Annotated in this window: 18 protein-coding genes; 6 read left to right on the plus strand and 12 right to left on the minus strand. The window is 68.8% G+C overall.

What is annotated here, in order from left to right; genetic code table 11:
• Positions 1-4 precede the first annotated feature (4 nt).
• On the plus strand, positions 5-892 hold the full coding sequence (locus tag GT358_RS05895) for a MurR/RpiR family transcriptional regulator (RefSeq protein ID WP_166581674.1): 888 nt from the start codon (positions 5-7) through the stop codon (positions 890-892).
• 5 nt (positions 893-897) lie between these two features.
• Here GT358_RS05895 and dhaL read toward each other — a convergent pair whose 3' ends face one another.
• The 6 genes from dhaL to GT358_RS05925 all read right to left on the minus strand — a co-directional run bounded on the left by dhaL (position 898) and on the right by GT358_RS05925 (position 6,880).
• The gene (gene dhaL, locus GT358_RS05900) at positions 898-1,521 is read right to left on the minus strand and encodes a dihydroxyacetone kinase subunit DhaL (protein WP_166581675.1); all 624 of its coding nucleotides are present in this window, start codon (positions 1,519-1,521) and stop codon (positions 898-900) included.
• Entirely contained in the window at positions 1,521-2,528 is a 1,008-nt protein-coding gene (locus GT358_RS05905) for a dihydroxyacetone kinase subunit DhaK (protein WP_166581676.1), read from the minus strand. Before GT358_RS05905 ends, dhaL begins: the two co-directional genes overlap by 1 nt.
• Positions 2,529-2,540: 12 nt before the next feature.
• On the minus strand, positions 2,541-3,287 hold the full coding sequence (locus GT358_RS05910) for a GolD/DthD family dehydrogenase (protein ID WP_243730737.1): 747 nt from the start codon (positions 3,285-3,287) through the stop codon (positions 2,541-2,543).
• Between the two features lie 70 nt (positions 3,288-3,357).
• A complete protein-coding gene (locus GT358_RS05915) occupies positions 3,358-4,341 on the minus strand; it encodes a substrate-binding domain-containing protein (RefSeq protein WP_166581678.1) in 984 nt (327 codons plus the stop codon).
• A gap of 62 nt (positions 4,342-4,403) precedes the next feature.
• Positions 4,404-5,387, minus strand: coding sequence for an ABC transporter permease (locus GT358_RS05920; protein ID WP_166581679.1), 984 nt, complete (start codon positions 5,385-5,387; stop codon positions 4,404-4,406).
• An 11-nt stretch (positions 5,388-5,398) separates the two neighbouring features.
• Positions 5,399-6,880 carry a sugar ABC transporter ATP-binding protein gene (locus GT358_RS05925; protein ID WP_166581680.1) on the minus strand — a complete coding sequence of 494 codons (1,482 nt, stop codon included), beginning with the start codon at positions 6,878-6,880 and terminating at the stop codon, positions 5,399-5,401.
• Between the two features lie 173 nt (positions 6,881-7,053).
• Between GT358_RS05925 and GT358_RS05930 the strand changes: the two genes are divergently transcribed.
• Together GT358_RS05930 and GT358_RS05935 are read left to right on the plus strand one after the other, a co-directional pair.
• The gene (locus tag GT358_RS05930; RefSeq protein WP_166581681.1) at positions 7,054-8,079 is read left to right on the plus strand and encodes a sugar-binding transcriptional regulator; all 1,026 of its coding nucleotides are present in this window, start codon (positions 7,054-7,056) and stop codon (positions 8,077-8,079) included.
• Positions 8,076-8,543 carry an RpiB/LacA/LacB family sugar-phosphate isomerase gene (locus GT358_RS05935; protein ID WP_166581682.1) on the plus strand — a complete coding sequence of 156 codons (468 nt, stop codon included), beginning with the start codon at positions 8,076-8,078 and terminating at the stop codon, positions 8,541-8,543. Before GT358_RS05930 ends, GT358_RS05935 begins: the two co-directional genes overlap by 4 nt.
• 3 nt (positions 8,544-8,546) lie before the next feature.
• On the opposite strand, the gene GT358_RS05940 is transcribed toward GT358_RS05935, so the two are convergent.
• The 6 genes from GT358_RS05940 to GT358_RS05965 all read right to left on the minus strand — a co-directional run bounded on the left by GT358_RS05940 (position 8,547) and on the right by GT358_RS05965 (position 16,063).
• Positions 8,547-10,253: a glycerol-3-phosphate dehydrogenase/oxidase gene (locus GT358_RS05940; RefSeq protein WP_166581683.1), complete on the minus strand. Its 1,707-nt coding sequence runs from the start codon at positions 10,251-10,253 to the stop codon at positions 8,547-8,549.
• The gene (locus GT358_RS05945) at positions 10,250-11,755 is read right to left on the minus strand and encodes an FGGY-family carbohydrate kinase (protein ID WP_166581684.1); all 1,506 of its coding nucleotides are present in this window, start codon (positions 11,753-11,755) and stop codon (positions 10,250-10,252) included. The genes GT358_RS05940 and GT358_RS05945 overlap by 4 nt, the downstream gene beginning before the upstream one ends.
• 59 nt (positions 11,756-11,814) lie before the next feature.
• Positions 11,815-12,771 carry a D-ribose ABC transporter substrate-binding protein gene (locus tag GT358_RS05950; protein ID WP_371416231.1) on the minus strand — a complete coding sequence of 319 codons (957 nt, stop codon included), beginning with the start codon at positions 12,769-12,771 and terminating at the stop codon, positions 11,815-11,817.
• Between the two features lie 72 nt (positions 12,772-12,843).
• On the minus strand, positions 12,844-13,941 hold the full coding sequence (locus tag GT358_RS05955; RefSeq protein WP_166581685.1) for an ABC transporter permease: 1,098 nt from the start codon (positions 13,939-13,941) through the stop codon (positions 12,844-12,846).
• 2 nt (positions 13,942-13,943) lie between these two features.
• The gene (locus GT358_RS05960; protein WP_166581686.1) at positions 13,944-15,491 is read right to left on the minus strand and encodes a sugar ABC transporter ATP-binding protein; all 1,548 of its coding nucleotides are present in this window, start codon (positions 15,489-15,491) and stop codon (positions 13,944-13,946) included.
• The gene (locus tag GT358_RS05965) at positions 15,488-16,063 is read right to left on the minus strand and encodes a DUF2291 family protein (protein WP_371416232.1); all 576 of its coding nucleotides are present in this window, start codon (positions 16,061-16,063) and stop codon (positions 15,488-15,490) included. Before GT358_RS05965 ends, GT358_RS05960 begins: the two co-directional genes overlap by 4 nt.
• Positions 16,064-16,350: 287 nt before the next feature.
• Here GT358_RS05965 and GT358_RS05970 point away from each other — a divergent pair, with 287 nt between their 5' ends.
• From GT358_RS05970 to GT358_RS05980, 3 genes are read left to right on the plus strand one after another with little or no spacing between them, the layout of a single operon-like run.
• Complete coding sequence (locus GT358_RS05970; protein WP_166581688.1) at positions 16,351-17,304, plus strand: sugar-binding transcriptional regulator; 954 nt, start codon at positions 16,351-16,353, stop codon at positions 17,302-17,304.
• Positions 17,305-17,317: 13 nt separating this feature from the next.
• Positions 17,318-18,877, plus strand: a complete 1,560-nt coding sequence (locus GT358_RS05975) for an FGGY-family carbohydrate kinase (protein ID WP_166581689.1) — start codon at positions 17,318-17,320, stop codon at positions 18,875-18,877.
• The gene (locus GT358_RS05980) at positions 18,874-20,382 is read left to right on the plus strand and encodes a glycerol-3-phosphate dehydrogenase (RefSeq protein ID WP_166581690.1); all 1,509 of its coding nucleotides are present in this window, start codon (positions 18,874-18,876) and stop codon (positions 20,380-20,382) included. Before GT358_RS05975 ends, GT358_RS05980 begins: the two co-directional genes overlap by 4 nt.
• Positions 20,383-20,386 lie beyond the last annotated feature (4 nt).

A 20,386-nucleotide genomic window follows, 5' to 3' on the forward strand; every position in this document is an offset into this window, starting at 1 on the left:
GGCGATGGAGGCAGCGGAAGCCAGCGGGATCGAGAACGGCCTACTCGAAGTCCTGATCCGGCGCCTTCCGGGCTTGCGACCGTCCGAACGCCGCGTCGCCGAGGCGATCCTGGCCGATCCGGAGGGGGTGCTGACCCTCACACTGGCGGGTCTTGCGCAGCGCGCCGGAGTCAGCGAACCCACGGTGATCCGGCTCTGCGCGGCCATCGGCTGCGAAGGATTCCGCGACCTGCGCGTGAAGCTCGCCCGGTCGCTCGCCTTTTCCCGTGCCACGTCCCACAGCGTGGTCGTTCCGGGAGACGATCTGCCGACTCTCATCGAGAAAGTGTTCGACGTGAACCTCGCCAGCTTGGCTTGGGCGCGCGGGCGGCTCGATGCAGAGGCGATGCGCCGCGCCACCGACCTTCTGGCCGGCGCCCGTCGCATTGAGTTCTTCGGTCTGGGGGCGAGCGGGATCGTCGCCCTCGATGCCCAGCAGAAGTTTCCGCTCTTCGGCGTGCCCTGCGGCGCTACCACGGATGCTCACCAGATGGTCATGCTGGCGGCCCTTCTCGAGCCCGGCGATGCGGCTGTCGCGATCTCGCATACGGGGGAGACGCAGGAGGTCGTCCGCGCATTGCGCCTGGCCCGTGGCCGCGGCGCCGCCTGCATCGCGATCACGGGCACCGACTCGGCACCCCTCCTTCGGCATGCCGATGTCGGTCTCGTCATCGAGACCCTGGAGAACACCGAACGACACACGCCGACCGTGTCGCGGCTGGCAGCGCTGGTCGTGCTCGACGTCCTCTCCACCGCGGTCGCGATGCGGCGACCCGAGATCCAGCGCATCCGCGTTGCGGACATGAAGAGGATGCTGGCCGCCATGCGCCGCTCGGGCCGGCTGCCGGAATAGGACCCTCAGCCGCGGAAGGCCCTCGCCATTTCCTCCACGATCATGGCGGCCGAAACCGCGCCGGGATCGGGATGGCCGAGGCTGCGCTCACCCAGCCGGGCGGCCCGCCCGAGGCTGGCCACCATTCCAGCCGTGGCCTCCGCCCCCTTCCTCGCAGCAGCGGCCACGCGGTCCAGACGATCCGTCAGCGGACCGTCTCCGCCCGCTGCCTCCGCTGCGGGAGCCCACGCATCCAGCATCGTCTTCTGGCCCGGCATCGCCTTGCCCCGATGGGCAATCCCTTCGGCCATGGCCGCGATCAGCAGGGGTGTGTCCTTGCGCGGCATGGCTTGGCGTGGGCCCGCCGCCTTGGCCGCGCGCATGAAGCCGGTCGCATAGAGAGGACCGGAGGAGGCGCCCACCGCGTTCAGGAACCCCTTGGCCGCCGCATTGAGCTTGTCCTGCAGCGTTCCGTTCGTGGCCCGCACGGCATCCCGGGCAGCGCTCATCCCCTGCAGCATGGCGACGCCATGATCGGCGTCGCCGATCACCCCGTCGAGCCGGCAGAGCGCATCCCGTTCCGCTTCCATGCGCGTCACGAGGGCATCAAAGAGGTGATCGAGATCGGATGTGGAGAACTCGGTGGTCATCAGCCCTCGCGGAACATGGCGCAGCGACAGGGATGGTCGATGAGCGGCAGCAGCTCGTCGTCCAGATGCATGACGGTGATCGACGCCCCCGCCATCTCGAGCGAGGTGCAATAGGGTCCGACCAAGGCCTTGTGGATCGCAAGCCCTGCATCGGCAAGGCGATCCGCCACGCGCCGGTAGAGGATGTAGAGTTCCATCAGAGGTGTGGAGCCGAGCGAGTTGACCAGCACGGCCACCCGGTCGCCCCGCGACGCCCCCATCTCCTCCAGGATCGCATCCATGATCTCGTCGGCCACCTCGTCGGCTGGGCGCAGGGGACCGCGGCGCACCCCGGGCTCTCCGTGGATGCCCATGCCGATCTCCATCTCGCCTGCAGGCAGGTCGAAGTTCGGCCGCCGCGTCTGGGGCAGCGAGCAGGCGGACAGCGCAACACCCATCGTGAAGGTGCGCGCGTTGGCGTGCCGCGCCAGCCGCTCGACCTCGTCCAGAGGCTTCATCAGGTCCGCCGCCGCGCCTGCGGCCTTGAAGATGAACACGTTGCCCGCCACGCCCCGGCGACGGTCCCGCTGGTCCCGCGGCGCGGAGGCGATGTCGTCCGTGGTCAGGACGGTGCGCGCCTCGATGCCCTCCATCTCCAGCATCTCGGAGGCCATGTCGAAGTTCATCACGTCGCCGGCATAGTTGCCGTACATGAACAGGACGCCCGCACCGCCGTTCGCGGCCATCGCGGCCTCCACGGCGGGCTGCGGCGGGGGCGAGGCGAAGACGTTGCCGATCGCGCAGGCATCCGCGAGACCCCGACCGACGAAGCCGAGAAAGGTGGGCTCGTGCCCCGAACCCCCTCCGATCACGAGCCCCACCTTCCCCTCGCGCGGGCCATCCGTCGCGACGACCGCGCGGCGCGACCCTTCGGGGCGGCGCAGGATGTCGCCGTGGGCGGCGAGAACGCCCTCCAGCATCTCGTCGACCGCGGCGTCGCCGTCATTGATGAGCTTCTGCGTCAGCATGGCCGTCTCCCCTCAGCGCACCGTGTAGCCGCCGTCCACCAGAAGGTCGGCCCCGTTGATCATCGCCGCTGCGTCCGAGGCCAGAAATACCGCCGCGGCCGCGATCTCCTCGGGCTCGGCAAAGCGGCCCACGGGGATCAGCCCCTTCATCGCCTCGCCCTTCGGCCCTTCCCATGCCTTGCGGCCCAGCTCCGTCATCACCACCGTGGGCGAGATGGAGTTCACCGTGATCCCGTGGCGTCCCCATTCGAGCGCGAGGGTCTTGGTCATCCCGATCACGCCGAACTTGGAGGCGCAATAGGCGACATGACCCTCGATGGCTACCGATCCGGCCTGCGAGGCGAGATTGATGATCCGCCCGTTCCCTTGCGCGATCATCACGCGGCCGACTGCCTGCGCCACGAGGAAGCTGCCCGTCAGGTTGATGTCGAGCGTCCGGCGCCAGGCTTCCAGCCCGATCTCTTCCGCGGGGGCAAGGTCCACGATGCCCGCCGAGTTCACAAGGATGTCGATGCGCCCGAAGGCGGAGTGCACGGCGGCGATGGTCTGCGCAACGCTGTCGGGATCGGTGACGTCGCAGCCGAAGGCCTCCGCGCCCTCCAGGGCTGCCGCGCGCTCGCGCGCCGTGTCGAGGGCACGGTCCACCAGAGCCACCCGCGCGCCCTTGTTCGCGAAGGCTCCGGCGATGGCCGCACCGATCCCCGAGGCCGCGCCGGTCACGAGCGCCGTGCGCCCGTCGAGTCCGAAGGTCAGGTCCAAGGCTTCACCCCGTTCATGTGGGCGAGCGGCCGGATCGCTCCGGCCGCTCCCGTCTTGTCGCTGCGGTTGCCTACTGGCGCTGGGCCAGCAGCTCGTCCACATTCTCTTCCGTCACGGGCGTCCAGGGGACGTTGTATTCCGCATCCGCGCCGTCATTCCACGGCATCTCCGGATACTGCTCCCAGATGTCGGACATCGGCTCGTAGTCCGGCTTCACGGCCTTGATGGCGACATCGAGTGCGCCCTGCGCCTGCGCGCGCGCGTCCTGCAGGATCGACTGCATCTCGCCGGCCTTGACGGCATTGAGCGCATCCGTGATCCCGTCGATCCCGGCGATGGCGAAATCCTCGACGTTCAGGCCCGCACCCTTGATGGCCTCGATGGCGCCCAGCGCCATCTCGTCGTTCTGCCCGATCACCCCGTCGATCGCATCACCATGGGTGGTCAGCCAGTTCTCCATCAGCGTCTGGGCCTCGGCCCGCGACCAGTTGGCCGTCTGCTGTTCCAGCACGGTGACATCCGGGCACTCGGCCAAGGCCTGCATGTTGCCTTCCAGGCGCTGGATCTGTGCGGATTGCCCGATCGGACCTTCCAGGATCACGACATTGCCCTCGCAGCCGATCTGCTCCAGCACGTATTCGGCCACCATCCGGCCCGACATCACGTCGTCGGAGCCGACATAGGAGTGGAGCAGATCGCTGTTGACGCGGGTGTTGGAGCCGACGACCGGGATGCCCGCGTCATGCGCGGCCTGCACCGCGGCGGCACCGGCCTCGATGTCGATGGGAACGAAGATGATCGCGTCGAAGCCTTGCGTGATCATCGTCTCGAACTGTTCCTGCTGGACGAGCGCGTCGTAGCGGCCGTCGAAGATCGTGACGTCCACGATCCCCTCCTGCACGGCCGGATGCTCCTCGAGCGCCGCAGACCAGATCTGCATGAACTCGGCATTGAGGCCATAGACGGCGGCGCCGATGCGAAGGGGCTCGTCCTGTGCGGCCGCCGCGCCGGCGGCGAGAGCCAGGGTCGAAGCGAGGGTCAGAAGTCGTCTCATGCGCGTCATCCTCCCGATTGCGCGTGGTCGTCTCCCCCGGCCCGGCCGGATCGGGGGCCAAATCAATCCCGTCTGTTCCGTGACTGGTCGAGCATCACGGCGGCCACGATCAGCACGCCCTTGATGACCTGCTGGTAGTAGGACTGGACCCCCATGAGGTCGAGGCCGTTGTTCATCACTCCGATCAGCAGCGCCCCGATCAGCGTGCCCGTGACCCGCCCCACCCCGCCCGCGAGCGACGTGCCCCCGATCACGACTGCCGCGATCGCGTCGAGTTCGTAGGCGATCCCGGCTTGGGTCAGCGCCGACCCCGTGCGCGCCGCGAGGATCATGCCACCCAGCCCCGCCAGGGTGCCCGAGATCACGAAGATCCAGATCCGGATGGATGCGACGGAGATGCCCGAAACGCGGGCTGCATGGGGGTTGCCGCCCACGGCATAGACCTGCCGTCCGAAGCGGCTCTGGCTCAGCACCCACCACGCCACGAGGAACACGGCCGCGAAGATCACGACCGGCATGGGAATGCCCCAAAGCGAGCCGTTGCCCATGAACCGGTAGCTGTCCGTCAGATTGGGCACCGGCCGCCCCCCTGCATAGAGCAGCGTGAGCCCCCGCGCCGCCGACAGCATCCCCAGCGTGACCACGAAGGAGGGCACGTGAAAGCGCGCCACGATCACGCCGTTGACCGCGCCGCAGGCTGCCCCCACCGCCAGCCCGGCAAGGATCGCCAGCGCCGCGGGATAGGGCCCGCCGGGCACCATCGCCGTCGTCGCCATCGTGGCGAGGGAGGCCGAGACGACGCCCGCCAGCGCCACGATCGAACCCACCGACAGGTCGATCCCACGCGCCAGGATCACGAAGGTCATTCCGATCGCCAGAATGCCGTTGATGGAGGTCTGACGCAGGACGTTGAGGATGTTGCGTGTGGTCAGGAAGTTCTGGTTGACCACCGCCAGCACGACGCAGAGCACCAGGAAGGCGATGAGGATGCCGTAGCGGCGCATGATCTCGCCCGTGTCGATCCGCCTTGCCGTTCCGACCGCCATCGTCTCTCCCCTCACGCCGCCAGATGAACGAGGTCCTCGGCCGTCGCGGCCTCGCGCACCATCTCGCCCGCCACCCGGCCGTCTCGGATCACCACGATCCGGTCCGCCATCCCCAGGACCTCCTCGGTCTCCGACGAGACCAGGACCACCGTGCCGCCGGCGCCTGCAAAATCCGACATGACGCGGTAGATCTCACGCTTGGCGCCCACATCGACTCCGCGCGTCGGCTCATCGAGCAGCAGCACCCTCGGCTCGGTCAGAAACCACTTGCCGAGAACCACCTTCTGCTGGTTGCCCCCCGAGAGGCCGGACACCTCCAGCGCGTCGTGCGGCGTCCTGATGGAAAAGGCCTCGATCATCCGCCGTGCGGCGGCACGCTCGCGCCGCACGTTCATCGCCGGACCGATCGACAGCCCTTCGAGTCCTGCCAGGGTAATGTTAGAGCGCACGCTGCCCGTCAGCACGAGGCCGGAGCCCTTCCGGTCCTCCGTCACCAGGGCGAGACCCGCCCGGATGGCATCCTTGGGCGAGCGGATGCGCACCTCGCGCCCGTCGAGGCGGATGCGACCCGACTTGCGATCGGGCGCCAGACCGAAGAGACATTCGAGGATCTCCGTGCGCCCCGAACCCATCAGGCCATAGATCCCCAGGATCTCGCCTCGCCGGGCCGAGAACGACACGTCGCGGATCAGCCTCTCGCGGGTCAGGCCCTCGACCTCGAGCATGGTCTCGGGGCCGGGCACGTTCTCCTTGACGAACTCCTCCGCCAGGGGGCGGCCCACGATGTGCTGGATCAGCGTTTCGCGCGTGACTTCGGCCATCGAGCCCTCGGCCACGTGACAGCCGTCCCGGAACACCGTCCAGCGATCGGCGATGCGGAAGATTTCCGAGAGGCGGTGCGAGACGTAGATGATCCCGGCGCCCTGCGCGCGCAGCCGCTCGATGGCGTCGAACAGGTGGCCAGCCTCCGCCTCGCCGAGCGCCGATGTCGGCTCGTCCATGATGATGACGCGGGCCTCGTGGCTCAGCGCCTTGGCGATCTCGACCAGCTGGACCTGCGCCACGGTCAGGTCCATCATGGGGCGGTCGGGCGGCAGGTGGAAGCCCAGCCGGCCCAGAAGCTCCGCCGCCTCGCGGTTCATCCGTGCGAAATCGACCCGGCCGAAGGCGCGAGTGGGTTCGCGACCCAGGAAGATGTTCTCGGCCACCGTCATGGCTGGGACAGGGCTCAGTTCCTGCTCCACCATGGCGACGCCGGCAGCCAAGGCCTCGCGCGGCGAGGCGAAACGGACCTCACGGCCGTCTAGCCGGATGCGTCCGCCGTCGCGGCTCTCGATTCCCATGACGATCTTGAGGAATGTGGACTTTCCCGCCCCGTTGCCGCCGCACAGCGCATGAACCGAGCCGGCATCGAGACGGAAGCGGCCGTCCCGCAGCGCCATCACGCCGCCGAACGACTTGCGCAAGCCCTCCACCTCGAAGAGCGGCATCATGTCCTCCCCTGCCCGGCCCCGGGCCGTGCTTTAGCACACAACTGTGTCCATTTGTTCGGTTCGTCAAGCGTGGTGGAGCAGGAAATCGTTGCTGCATCGCGGCAAGGGCGGGTTGTGTGATTGACAATTGAACAGATCATGCACACATGTTCGCACAGTGGTGGAGGAGTCGCATGGCAGCGGACGGTGGCCCCTCTCGAGGTGACAGCGTCGGCCTCCTGGTGGAGATCGCCCGACGCTATTTCATCGAGAACGAGACGCAGGACACCATCGCCCGGGCGCTCTCGCTCTCGCGGATGAAGGTCAACCGTCTGTTGCGCGAGGCGCAGGAGGAGGGGCTCGTCGAGATCCGCGTCCGGCTTCATTCGTCCCAGACCCGGGATCTCGAGGCGGCTTTCGCGCGCCGGTTCGGCCTGCGGCATCTTCTCGTCGCGCCCGAGGCTTCCGCGCCGGTGCGGCAGCGCGCGGCCGTGGCCGGACTGGTGTCGAACTTTCTCGAATCCACCCTGCGGGAGAATGCCGTGGTGGCCATCGGCATGGGGCGCAACGTGGCGGCGGTCGCTGCCGCCCAGGCGGGCCGTGGCTTTGACGGAATCGAATGGGTCTCCGCCTCCGGGGGCGCGTCCGAGGCAGGAGAGGAGGGCAACGCCGACCACATCTGCCGCGCCTTCGCGCGACGCTTCGGCGGCACCGCCACAACGCTCTATGCCCCGGCCTATGTCCCGGACCCTGCCCTCCGCGAAGCCCTCATGCGGCACGAGACGGTGCGCCGCACCCTCAACCGCGCGCGGGGCGCGGATGTGGCGATCATGGGAATCGGGGATCTCGGACCCGACAGCCACATGGCGCGCATGGGCTGGTTCAGCCCGGACGAGATCCGCCAGGCCCAAGCGGAAGGGGTCGTGGGGGACCTCATGGGCTACGACTTCTTCACCCTGTCGGGAGAGGCCCGGAACGAGCGACTCGGCGGACGGGTGATCGGTCTCGGCCGGGAGGATCTGGCCCGGATCGGCTGCACCATCGCGGTCGCGGCCGAGCCGAGCAAGGTCACGGCGATCCTCGGTGCGCTGCGGACGGGCGTGATCGACGTGCTGGCCACCTCGGCCCCCAATTGCCGGGCTGTCCTAGACCTCGCGCTGCAGCAAGACGCTGCACCGATCGGGACTGCCCGTCGCCCCCACCCGGAGGAAAACACATGAAACTCGCCATTGCCGGCGACAGCGCCGGCCTGCCCCTTGCCAAGATCCTGGCCGACCATCTGCGTCAGCGCGACGACCTCGTGATCGAGGAGATCTCCGACCCGCCTGAGGGGCAGACAGAACTCTACGCTTCGCTGGCCGAGCGGGTGGCTCAGGCCGTCCGGGCAGGAACCTTCGACCGCGCGATCCTCTGCTGCGGGACAGGGATCGGCGTGGCCATCGCGGCCAACAAGGTGCCGGGCATCCGCGCCGCGCAGGTCCACGACACCTACTCGGCCGAACGGGCGGCATTGTCCAACGACGCCCAGATCATCACTATGGGCGCACGGGTCATCGGCCCCGAACTCGCCAAGGCGGTGGTCGAGGCATGGCTGGCTCAGACGGGCCGCTTCGACCCGCAGAGCCATTCCGCGGCGAACGTGCGCGACATCGAGGCCGTGGATGCCCGGTATCGAAGAGGCTGAGGCTCAGGCGGCCCGGTCCGCCGGGTCGAGGCGCATCCCGTGAACCGTCTCGAGGCGTCGGCGCGTCCCCTCCACCTCCCGTCGCCGACGCTCCTCGTCCCAGCCCAGCACACGGCCGGCAAGCGCGGCGATCCGCTCGAGATCGGCGTGCCCAAGGCGGCCCGTGATGGCCAACGTGGTGCGGCGCAGGACGACGTCCTCCAGATGAACGACATCCTCTTCCCGGAGGATGCGTTCGATCTCGCCCAGGCTCCACGACGCGTCACTGTCGAGTCGCTGATTGTCCCGATCCCCGGCATAGCGGAGTGCCACGCACCGTGCTGTCGTCCCGTAGCGGCCGAGCAGTTCGGCTACCCGGTCCGGCGCAAGGCCCGTCTCCGCCGCAAGATCGGCGCTCCATGCAACCGGGTCCTCCGGCCAGTCGCGTCCGCCGCCGATCGCGGCCTCCCGGGTGGAGGCCCGCCTCGGCCGGCCGAGACGGTGAAGCACGAGATCCGCAACCTCTTCGGCAAAGCCACGAAACGTCGTCCACTTGCCTCCCACTAGGCTGACGACGGGAAACGGCCGATCCCCCTCCGGCTCGGCCACGGGGGCAGAATGGTCGCGGCTGATCAGGCCCGGCGTCGCTGCATCCGAGTGCGGCAGGGGGCGGACCCCCGCATAGACGTGCCGCACCTGCTCGCGCGCGAAGTCCAGATGCGGAAACAGATGCCGCAGGCTCTGGAGGATATATGCCACCTCCTGCTCGCTGGCGCGGGCCTGATCCGGATTGTCGTCGGGAATGTCCGTCGAGCCTGCAAGCACCCGTCCCAGATAAGGAAACGCCAGGCAGATGCGGCCATCATCCGCCTCGAAATAGACCATCCGTCCGGCGAGCTGCCGCCAGAGTTCGGGGTGGTCGAGGATGACATGGCTGCCGCGCGTCCCGCCGATCAGCCGTCCCGGCACGTCCAGCCTCTCGTTGACGTGGTCGATCCAGGGACCGGCCGCATTGACGACAACCCGCGGCCGAACGGCCATCACCGTGCCGGCCTCGCGACGAAGCCGCACCGTTCCGCCCTGGCGCTCTGCCAGTTCCGTATAGGACACGGCCGCCGAAGACGCATCGGCGGCCAGACCGTCCTGGACGAGTTCGAGAACAAGCCGCTCGGGGCTCGTCACCCAGGCGTCCCAGTAGAGACCCGCACCCACGATCCGCGGCGACAGGGCGGGCATGTCGCCCAGAGCCTTGGACCGGCTCCACAGGCGGTGGCGTGGCATGATCCGCTCGCGCGCCCCGTAGGCGTCATAGAGCCACAGGCCCAGCGCGACAGGCAGCATTCCGCGCGACCGCGGCGCCGTGCGCGATCCCAGGAGCGTCCGCAGCGCCGCCCCGGTTCCACGCGTCCACGAAAAGACCGGCAGCACCGTAGGAAGCGGACGGACCAGATGGGGAGCGTTGCGCAGAAGCCGGTTCCGCTCGAGCGTGGATTCCGAGACGAGGCGCAGGTCCCCCGTCTCGAGATACTTGATGCCGCCGTGGATCAGACGGGATGGCGCAGCGGAGGTTCCCGAGCACCAATCCCCCTTGTCCACGAGCAGACAGGTGATCCCCTGAAGGCACAGGTCGCGGAACAGCCCGGCTCCGTTGATCCCTCCGCCGACGATGAGGACGTCCACACCCCTCCGGAGGATCGCGGCCAGCCGGGCCTCCCGGTCAGCCGGCGTCATGCTTCGGCACCCTCGAGCGATCGCCACACCGGCGCCAGAGCCTCTGCCGCGCGCTTGTAGAGAGCGAAGCGGTCCTCCATCTCGGCACGGCGGTCCGGATCCGGTTCGGTGACCGTCGACAAGGCCGACAGGTCGCGCGGGTCGCTGTCCCAGCCGGGCAACAGCCCCGAGGCCGCACCCGCACAGAGCGCAGCCCCCCAGGCGGCCGCCTCGGGCGTGTCGGTCGTGACCACGGGCAGGCCGAGCATGTCGGCGAACAGCTGTGCCATGGCCGGATGGCGCGAGACGCCTCCCGTGAGGTGGCACGCTTCGACTGGAAAGGTCTCGCGAAGCGCATCCACATGGAGTCGGTGGGTCAGGGCGATCCCCTCGAGGACGGCCCGCAGCAGATCGCCGCGCTCATGCCAGCCGCGCAGGCCGAGAAACGCTCCGGAGGCCTCGGGGCCATAGGGAGATCCGAACAGGAAGGGGTGGAAGATCGGCGGAGACTGGCGTGCGAAGGCCGCCTCGATCTCGGGCATCAGGTGGTCGTGGATCTCCGGACCCCAGTCCTGCCGCTCGCGAGGGCAGAGCCTGTCGAGAAACCAGTCATAGTTGGCCGACGAGGCGGGGGAGATGGCCATCGCATGCCAAGTCCCCGGCGCGACGGCGCTACGCAGGAACCAGCGCGGATCGACATGCGGCACTGTGGTAACCGTCTCGTTGATCGAGTAGGTTCCGGCCACAACGGCGACGATGCCTTCCCTGTGTCCCCCGATGCCGAGGGCCGAGGCCGTCACGTCGTGGAGTCCGGCAGCAACGGGGATTCCTGCGGGCAGACCCGTTTCCTCTGCGGCTTCGCGCCTCACGGCTCCGATCAGCTCGGCCGGCTGTGCGATGGGCGGCAGCGCGCCCTCGAGATCGCCGAGGCCGTAAAGTTCCAGGGCTTGACGCGACCACATCTGCGTCCGCCAGTCGGCGAAGGCCGTGCTGGCTTCTGTCCGGTCGGTGCCGATCTCGCCGGTCAGCCGATAGCAGACCCAGTCCTTGCACGAGAGAACATGTCCGATCCGTGCGAACCGGTCCGGCTCCTCAGCGCGCAGCCAGGCCAGCAGCGCGGCAGGGGAAGCGGCATGGGGCTCCTGTCCCGTCAGGGCCAGGGCTTCGGCTGCAACCCCTTCGGCCCGCCAGCGCGCGACGAGCGCACCCGCCCGGCTGTCGAGCGACAGGATGCCCGATCCCAGGGGCCGCCCGTTCCGGTCGAGCAGGTGAAGGCCGTCGCCATGCCCGGTTGCGGCGACGGCACGCACATCTGCAGGCGCGCGCCCGGACCGCTCCAGAACCTCGTGGATGGCCGCCGCTACCGCCTGCCACAGCACGTCCAGATCGCGCTCGACGTGGCGTGGCCGCGGCATCATGCGGGGAACGCGCATGCGGGCCGCGGCCAGAAGGGTGCCGTCCGCATCGAACAGCACTGCCTTGGTCACGGTCAGCCCGCAGTCGAGACCGAGCAGGGATGCCATCGCATGTCCGGGATCGGGCGAGGAGCCGGCGGGCGCCGGGGCAGGCGCCCGCCCTTCCCTCAGCTCGCCATGGTGAACGGTCCGGTGTACTGGTCGATGTTCTCCGGCGTGATGAGAAGGCAGTCGAACAGCTGCTTTTCGCTGTCTGCCCCTGTCGAGCCGGTGGTGAGATAGTTGTCGACCTGCCGGATCGCCTCGGCCGAGAAGACCGCGACCGGTTGGAGCACGGTATAGGCGAGCGTTCCAGCCCGCACGGCCTCCACGGCATCGGGGGAGCCGTCGAAGCCGCCGACCACCACGCCCTCGAGGCGCCCGGCCTCCTGCAAGGCCGCGATGGCGCCCAGCGCCATCTCGTCGTTGCCGGAGATGACCCCCTGGAGGTCGGGGTTGGCCTGCAGCAGGGCTTGCATCCGGTTGTAGCCTTGGGTGCGGTCCCAGTTGGCAACCTCCCGCCCGACCTGAACGAGGTCGGGATATTGCGAGATCACCGTCATGTACCCGTTGGAGCGCGTGGCCGCGTTGTTGTCAGAGGGCGCGCCGACCAGCTCGACATAGTTGCCCTGCTCGCCCATGACCTCCACCCAGCGCTGGGCTCCGAGCGCCGCGCCCTGGGCGTTGTTGGAGACGAGCTGCGCGATGGCAAGACCTTCCTGATTGATCTCGGCATTGACGAGGATCACCGGGATGCCGGCGTCGATCGCCCGCTGGATGTTGCCGATGGAGCCGTCGGCATTGGCGGGGTCGAGCACGATCGCCACCGAGCGGTTGGTGATGGCCGTGTCGATCAGGTTCGACTCGATGTTGGTGTCGCCCGTATGGGCCGCCACCGTGGCGCTGTAGCCCATGGATTCGGCGGTGGTGCGCGCCACTTCGCCTTCCGTGAACCAGTAGGGGTTGGCGGGGTCGTTCACGATGATCGTGATGAGCCCCTTGTCCTGCGCCCAGGCCGCGCGGGCAACCAGTGGGGCAGAGGCTGCGCCGGCGATCAGCAGGCGGCGGGAAATTGTGAGTGTCACGTCATCCTCCCTTGGATCGTGAATGCCCCCCGGCGGATTGCCGGAAGTGCGGGTTTCCCGTGCCGGCGGGCCTCAGCCGGAAGGCGCCGTCGGCGGGGAAGCGGAGACGACGGCCGGCCTTCGGACGCGGCCGCCGTAGCGGATGGAGTTGAGCAGGACAGCCAGCACGATCACCGCACCGGTAAAGACGGTCTGCCAGTAGGCCGAGACCCCGATGATGACGAGGCCATTGGACAGGAACCCGATCACGAAGGCCCCGAGCAGCGTCCCCTGCACCGTGCCGCGCCCGCCGGTCAGGGCAGCGCCGCCGATGACCACCGCAGCGATGGCGGTCAGCTCGTAGGTCGTTCCGGCCGTCGGTCCGGCCGAGTTCAGCCTCGAGGCGAGAACCAGGCTCGCGATGGCTGCACAGATCCCCGAGAGGACGTAAACCGTCACTTGGACAGTGCGGACCGGCACGCCCGAAAGTTCGGCCGCGCGCGCGTTGCCGCCCGACGAGTAGAGCCAGCGGCCGAAGGCCGTTCGGGTGAGAAGCAGGCTTGCCGCGAGAGCCACGGCCGCAAAGATCAGGATCGAGACGGGAATACCCAGCAGCCGTTCCCGCCCCAGCCAGGCGAAGCCCGTGTTGCCGAGCGCCGGATCGCCATCGAGATTGTTGAAGGTCAGGCCGTTGGTCAGCAGCAGCGCCACCCCGCGCGCCACATACATCACCCCCAGCGTGGCCACGAAGGCCGGCACCTTCAGGAAGGCCACCAGGACGCCGTTGAGCGCCCCGACCAGGGCACCCAGCGCCAGCGTCAGCACCACCACGGCCCAAACCGGCGGGTAGAGGATGACGCCGAGCGCCTCCACTTCCACCCCTTTCATCATGGCTCCCGCCACGACGCCGCACAGGCCGAGGATCGAGCCGACCGACAGGTCGATTCCGCCGTTCAGAATCACGAGCAGCATCCCGATGGACAGAAGGCCGAAGATGGCCACCTGACTCGACATCGTCAGGAAGTTGGAGACGGTAAAGTAGACCGGCGAGAGGGCCGAGAAGACCGCGATGATCGCGATCAGGGCGAAGAAGGCCCGCCCTTCGAGGAGAAGCCAACCGAGACTGAAGCGCCGCGACGGCGCGGCAGCGATGCGGCGCTCGGACCGGCTGGATTCGGAGATCTCGGCCATCGTCAGTGAACCCCTTCGCCGGAAGCCGCCATGATGCGTTCCTTGGCCACGTCCGGCCCGAACTCGGCCGCGATGCGACCCTTGCGCATGACCACGATGCGATGCGCCACCGAAAGGCATTCCGCGAGTTCGGAGGTGGAGAACACGACGGCCAGGCCCTGCCGTGCGCCTTCCACAAGCAGCCGGAACACCTCGGCCTTGGCGCCCACATCGATGCCTCGCGACGGCTCGTCGAGGAGGACAACCCTGGGGCCGGTGGCCAGCATCTTGCCGATGACCACCTTCTGCTGGTTGCCGCCCGACAGCGAGCCGATCGGCGCCCCGGGACCTGCCGTCTTGATATGCGTACGCCGGATCGCCTCCGCAATGACCGTTCGCTCGCGCTCGCGCGAGGTGAAGAAGCCCCGGGTGAAGTCCATGATCGAGGCCAGCGAGAGGTTCTCGCCCACGCTCATGGTCTGAACCAGCCCGTCGCGCTGCCGATCCTCGGGCACAAGCACGAGGCCCTCACGGATGCGCTCCGCGATGGAGAGGTGCGACACGTCCCGACCGTGCAGAAGCACGCGGCCTGCGCTCAGCGGCAGCCGACCCGCGATGGCCTCCAGAAGCTCCGTGCGACCAGCGCCCATCAACCCGTAGAGGCAGACGATCTCGCCCGCGCGCACGGACAGCGACAGACGGTCCACCAGGTCTGCCCCCGAGGCGTCCGGGACCGACACACCCTCGACGACGAGAGCGGTCTCGCCCATTTCGTAATCCGTCGGAGGTGAGCCAAGGTCGTAGTTCTCGCCGGTCATGTGCCGGACGATCCAGGGCAGGTCGATCGAGGCGCGCTCGGCCTGAGCGACCATCGCCCCGTCGCGCAGCACCACCGCGTGGTCGGTGATGAGCAGCGCCTCCTCCAGATGATGGGAGATGTAGACGATCGCGACGCCGCGGGATTTCAGGTCGCGGATCACGCGGAAGAGGACCTCCACCTCGGACGCCGACAGCGCCGAGGTGGGCTCGTCCATGATGAGGATACGCGAGTTGATGGACAGCGCCCGGGCGATCTCCACGATCTGCTGCTGACCCAGGCGCAGGTCCTCCACGAGCGTGAGCGGGTCGATCTCCTCCTCGAGCTCCTGCATGAGTGCGCGGGTCTGGCGCTCCTCCTCGGCGAAATCCACGCCAAAGGGACCCCGGATCTCCCGGCCCATGAAGATGTTGTCGCGCACCGACATGTTGGGGGCGAGCGACAGTTCCTGATGGATGATGGAGACCCCGCGCTCCTGCGCATCCGCGGAGGAGGCAAAGACCACGGGCACGCCATCCAGGAGGATCTCGCCCGCCGAGGGCTGGAGGACGCCCGAAAGGATCTTCATCAGGGTGGACTTGCCGGCCCCGTTCTCTCCGAACAGGGTTGTGACCTGACCGGCCCGCACCGCGAAGTTGACCCCCTTGAGGGCGTGAATGGACCCGAAGGACTTGGCCACGCCGCGAGCCTCGAGAACGGTCTGCCCGATGACAGGCGCGGCCGGCACGTCGCGGGTGAGAAGGGCTGTGGTCATGGCACGCTCATCCGGACGGGCGTCACGAGCCAGTTCTCGGGATTCACGAGGCGGAAGACGCCGGTGACGGTGACCGTGCGGCCGGTCAGGTTGGCCGTGTCGATCCCCGCGAGCACATCCTCCCGCACCCGGTTGTTGAGGGCGGCGCCTGCGTCCTGATACTCGATCTGGTTGCGGAAATCGCCGAAAGCGACAGTGCCCGTGGCATCGCGCACATCCGTTCCGTTGATCGCCGGGCCGGTCTGAACACGCACGCGGATGCCCTCCAGACCCTCGACCGTCACGTCGTAGACGCCCGAACGCGCCTCTCCGGCGGTGCCCGAGAAGGTGACGGCATAGACAGGCATCCCGCTCGACATGACCCCGAACTCCTCGGCGGCCCGGGCGGGATCGGCCGCGATCGCTGCGGCCAGCTCGGCTGCGGGGACGGCCCGCTCCTCGATGGCAGCCTGGATGCGCGGAAACTCCGCGGCGGCCCAGGCTGCAGGATCGAAGGCCTGCTGGCGCGCATCGAGTTCCGATCCGATCGGCACGACCGTCGTATCAAGGGCAATCAGCGCCAGGACCAGCACGGCGACCCCGACCGCAAGCGCGACGCGCAGGCCGGTCCGCCGGGTTCGTCGGCGCCTTGGGGAAGCAGACGCGGCCGTCACGGCCAGACCCCCACATCCTGCCCCATCCGCGTCCCCCGGATCATGGCCGCCTCCTCCACCAGCCCGGCTGCAACCCGCAGACCAGCGGCCCCGTCCCGCTGGTCTGAGCCGCCCTGCTCCGCCCCGCCACCTTGACAGATCGGTGCATATGTTGAAAGATTTTTCTCATCTTGAAGATTTCTTCAAGTCACAAATCCGGGGAAGCGATGGGCAGGGCTGCGGCGCCACGCGATGACGAAAGCCTCGCCATCCGGGCGGCCTGGCTCCACTATGCAGGCGGTCTCACGCAGACCGAGGTGGCGGCGCGCCTGGGCGTCTCGGCGGTCAAGGCTCACCGGCTGGTCGCCTGGGCCAATCAAAACGGTGCCGTGAAGGTTTCGGTCGAGGGGTCCGTGACGGACTGCCTGCGGCTCGAACAGCGGCTGGTCGAGCGGTTCGGCCTCGCCACGGCCGAGGTGATTCCCGATCTGGGCGAGGAAGGCCTGCCGCTTCGCGCGCTCGGACATGGGGGAGCTGCGTTCCTGGGACGCATCATCGGGGGCGCCGAGCCGCGGGTGATCGGGGTCGGCAACGGGCGCACGCTTGCGGCAGCCATCGCGGCCATGCCGCGTCAGGACGCAGGCGCAACGCGCTTCGTCTCGCTCGTCGGGGTGCTGACCCGCCGCTACGCCGCCAACCCTCACGACGTCATGCACCGTCTGGCCGAGAAGACCGGGGCCGAGGCCTATGTCATGCCGGTCCCCTTTTTCGCCAACACGGCCGAGGATCGGGCCGTGCTGCTTTCCCAGCCCGGCGTGCGCGAGGTGGTGGACCTGGCGGCCAGCGCGGATCTGCTGTTCGTGGGCATCGGCACCGCTCAACCCGACGCGCAGCTTGTCACCGCGCGGATGATCGCGCCCGAGGAGATCCGGGAGGTCCAGGAGCGCGGCGGAGTGGGCGAGATGCTCGGCCACTTCTTCGATGCGGCAGGCCATCCGGTCGAAACGTCGCTCGCCGCCCGCACCCTTTCACCCGATCTTGGCTCGCTGGCCGGTCGTCGCGTCGTGGCCCTCGCCGGCGGAGCGGTCAAGACGTCTGCCATCCGAGCAGTCCTGCACACGGGTCTGCTCAGCGGCCTGATCACGGACGAGCGCACGGCCCGTGCGCTTGTTGCCGCCTGAGCGGGCCAGTCCGATGGGCGACCTGATCGTCGGTCTTGATTCGGGCACCTCGGTCATCAAGGCGGTGGCCTTCGATCCCGACGGGACACAGATCGCGGTTGCCTCGGTGCCCAACCGCTATGAATCGGGCGCCGACGGCGCGGCGACCCAGGACATGGAGCGCACGTGGCAGGACGCCGCCGCCGCGCTGCGCAGCCTGGCCGGACAGGTCGAAGACCTCGCCGGCCGGACCGTCGGGCTGGCTGTCACGGGACAGGGCGACGGCACCTGGCTGGTGGACGCGGCGGGGCAGCCCGTGGGCGCGGCCTGGCTCTGGCTCGACGCCCGCGCCGCGCCCACCGTCCGGCGCCTGACAGCCTCCTCGGAGGAACGGGTGCGGTTCGAGACGACAGGGACGGGTCTCAATACCTGCCAGATGGGCGCCCAGCTCGCCCATATCGCCCGGACCGAGCCCCACCGGCTGCAGGCGGCGGCCCATGCCCTCCATTGCAAGGACTGGCTCCATCTGCGGCTGACCGGAGTGGCAGCAACCGATCCTTCCGAAGCCTCCTTCACCTTCGGGGACTTCCGGACGCGGCGCTACGACGACCGCGTGATCGCGGCCTTGGGACTCGAGGCCTACCGGCATCTGCTGCCACCCATTCTCGAGGGCACCGAGGTCACCCATCCGCTCCTGCCCGAAGCGGCTGCAGCAACCGGGCTGCGCGCCGGCACACCGGTCTGCCTCGGCTATGTGGACATGGCCATGACCGCGCTCGGCGCAGGCGTTCATCTGCCGGACGAGTCGGATGCCGCCTGCTCGGTGATCGGTTCCACCGGGGTGCACCTGCGCGCCGTGCCGCCGGAAGGGTTTCACCTCAATGCCGAAGGCACCGGATACGCGATCCCGATTCCCGTGCCGGACCGCGTGACGCAGGTCCAGACCAACATGGCCGCCACGCTCAACCTCGATTGGCTGCTTGATCTCGCCGGGGACCTGTTGGCGGAGATGGGCAGGCCGGTCGAGCGCGCCGACCTGGTCGGTCGGATCGAAGGTTGGCTTGCGCAGAGCACGCCAGGGCAGGTCCTGTATCACCCCTACATCTCGGAAGCAGGGGAGCGTGGTCCCTTCGTGGAACCGCGTGCCCGGGCCGGCTTCAACGGGCTCAGCCGGCGTCATCGCTTCGCGGATCTGGTGCGCGCCGTCATCGAGGGCTTGGGCTATGCGATGCGGGACTGCTACGGCGTCATGGGACCGCTGCCTGCCGAGATCCGCCTGACGGGCGGCGCCGTCCGGTCGCCGGCGCTGCGCGCCATTCTCGCGGCCGCCTGCGGCGCTCGTGCACGGGTCTGCCTGCGCGAGGAGGCCGGAGCGGCCGGCGCCGCGATGATGGCTGCGGTCGCCTTGGGCCTTCAACCTTCGATGGACGCCTGCATCCGCGCCTGGGTGACGCCCCATCTGGGTCCGCCGGAGCCGCCGGACCCCGACCTTGCAACCCTGTACGACAGGCGCTTTGCGGCCTATCTCGCCGCGCGTCGGGGTCTGGCGCCCGCCTGGACCGGTTTGGCCTGCTGCTCGGGAGGACCGCGATGACCGATCTCGTGGATCTTGTGGTGATCGGAGGAGGCATCAACGGGGCCGGCTTCGCCCGGGATGCGGCCGGACGGGGTCTCTCCGTCGTCCTTCTCGAACGGGACGATCTGGCGGAGGGGACGTCGTCCCGTTCGGGCAAGCTCGTCCATGGAGGTTTGCGCTACCTCGAATACTACGAGTTCCGGCTGGTGCGCGAAGCCCTCATCGAACGCGAAGTCCTGCTCCGGGCGGCTCCCCACATCATCTGGCCGATGCGGTTCGTCCTGCCGCATTCTCCGCAGGACCGGCCGGCCTGGCTCGTCCGGACGGGGTTGTTCCTGTACGACCATCTCGGCGGGCGCCGGCAGCTCCCCGGCACCCGCGTGCTGGACCTGCGCCGCGCGCCGGAGGGCCTGCCGCTGCGCGACGAGTACACCAAAGGCTTCGAGTATTCCGATTGCTGGGTGGACGACGCGCGGCTGGTCGTGCTCAACGCGCTCGATGCGGCCGAGCGCGGCGCCCTTGTTCTGCCGCGCTGCCCGGCTGTCTCGGCCCGGCGGGAGGACGGCGCCTGGACGGTCCAGGCTCGCAGCCGCCTTTCGGGCGAGGAGCATCGGTTCCGGGCCCGCTGTCTGGTCAACTGCGCCGGCCCCTGGGTGGCCGACGTGATCGGGCGCGTCGCCGGAGCCAATTCCGCGCGCAAGGTGCGTCTGGTCAAGGGCAGCCACATCGTGGTGCCCAAGTTCTGGTCGGGAGCGCACGCCTACCTCGTTCAGAACCACGATCGGCGTGTGATCTTCATCAACCCCTACGAAGGGGACCTGGCCCTGATCGGCACCACGGACATTCCCTATGACGGCGCGGCCGAGGAGGTGTCCGCGGACGAGGCCGAGGTCGAGTACCTGCTGGCCGCCGTGAACCGGTACTTCAAGGAAGGGCTGACGCGCGGGGACGTTCTCTACAGCTTCTCGGGAGTCCGGCCGCTCTTCGACGACGGAAAGGGCAACCCGTCGGCCGTCACGCGCGACTACGTGTTCGACCTCGACCGCACGGGCGGCGTGCCGATGCTCAACGTCTTCGGCGGCAAGATCACCACCTTCCGCGAACTGGCCGAACGCGGTCTGCACCGGCTGCGGGAAGTGTTCCCGCACATGGGAGCCGACTGGACGGCCAACGCCCCGCTGCCCGGCGGCGACATGCCCGGCGCGGATTTCGAGGCGTTCTTCGGAGCGTTGCGACGGCGCTACCCGTGGATGCCGCGCCCCCTCGCCCTTCACTACGCCCGTCTGTACGGCACCCGGGCCGATCGCATCGTCAAGCAGGCCACGAGCCTCGAAGGACTCGGGCGCCATTTTGGAGGGCTCCTCTACGAGGCCGAGGCGCGCCATCTCGCGGCCGAGGAATGGGCCCGCACGCCCGAGGATGTCCTGCTACGGCGCACCAAGCACCATCTGCACCTGACGCCGGCCGAACACGCGGCCTTCCGGGAGTGGTGGAGCGGCGCGGCGCTCGAGGCGGCGGCCTGAACCG

The organism is Rubellimicrobium sp. CFH 75288 (assembly GCF_009904055.1).
Classification (GTDB): domain Bacteria; phylum Pseudomonadota; class Alphaproteobacteria; order Rhodobacterales; family Rhodobacteraceae; genus Rubellimicrobium.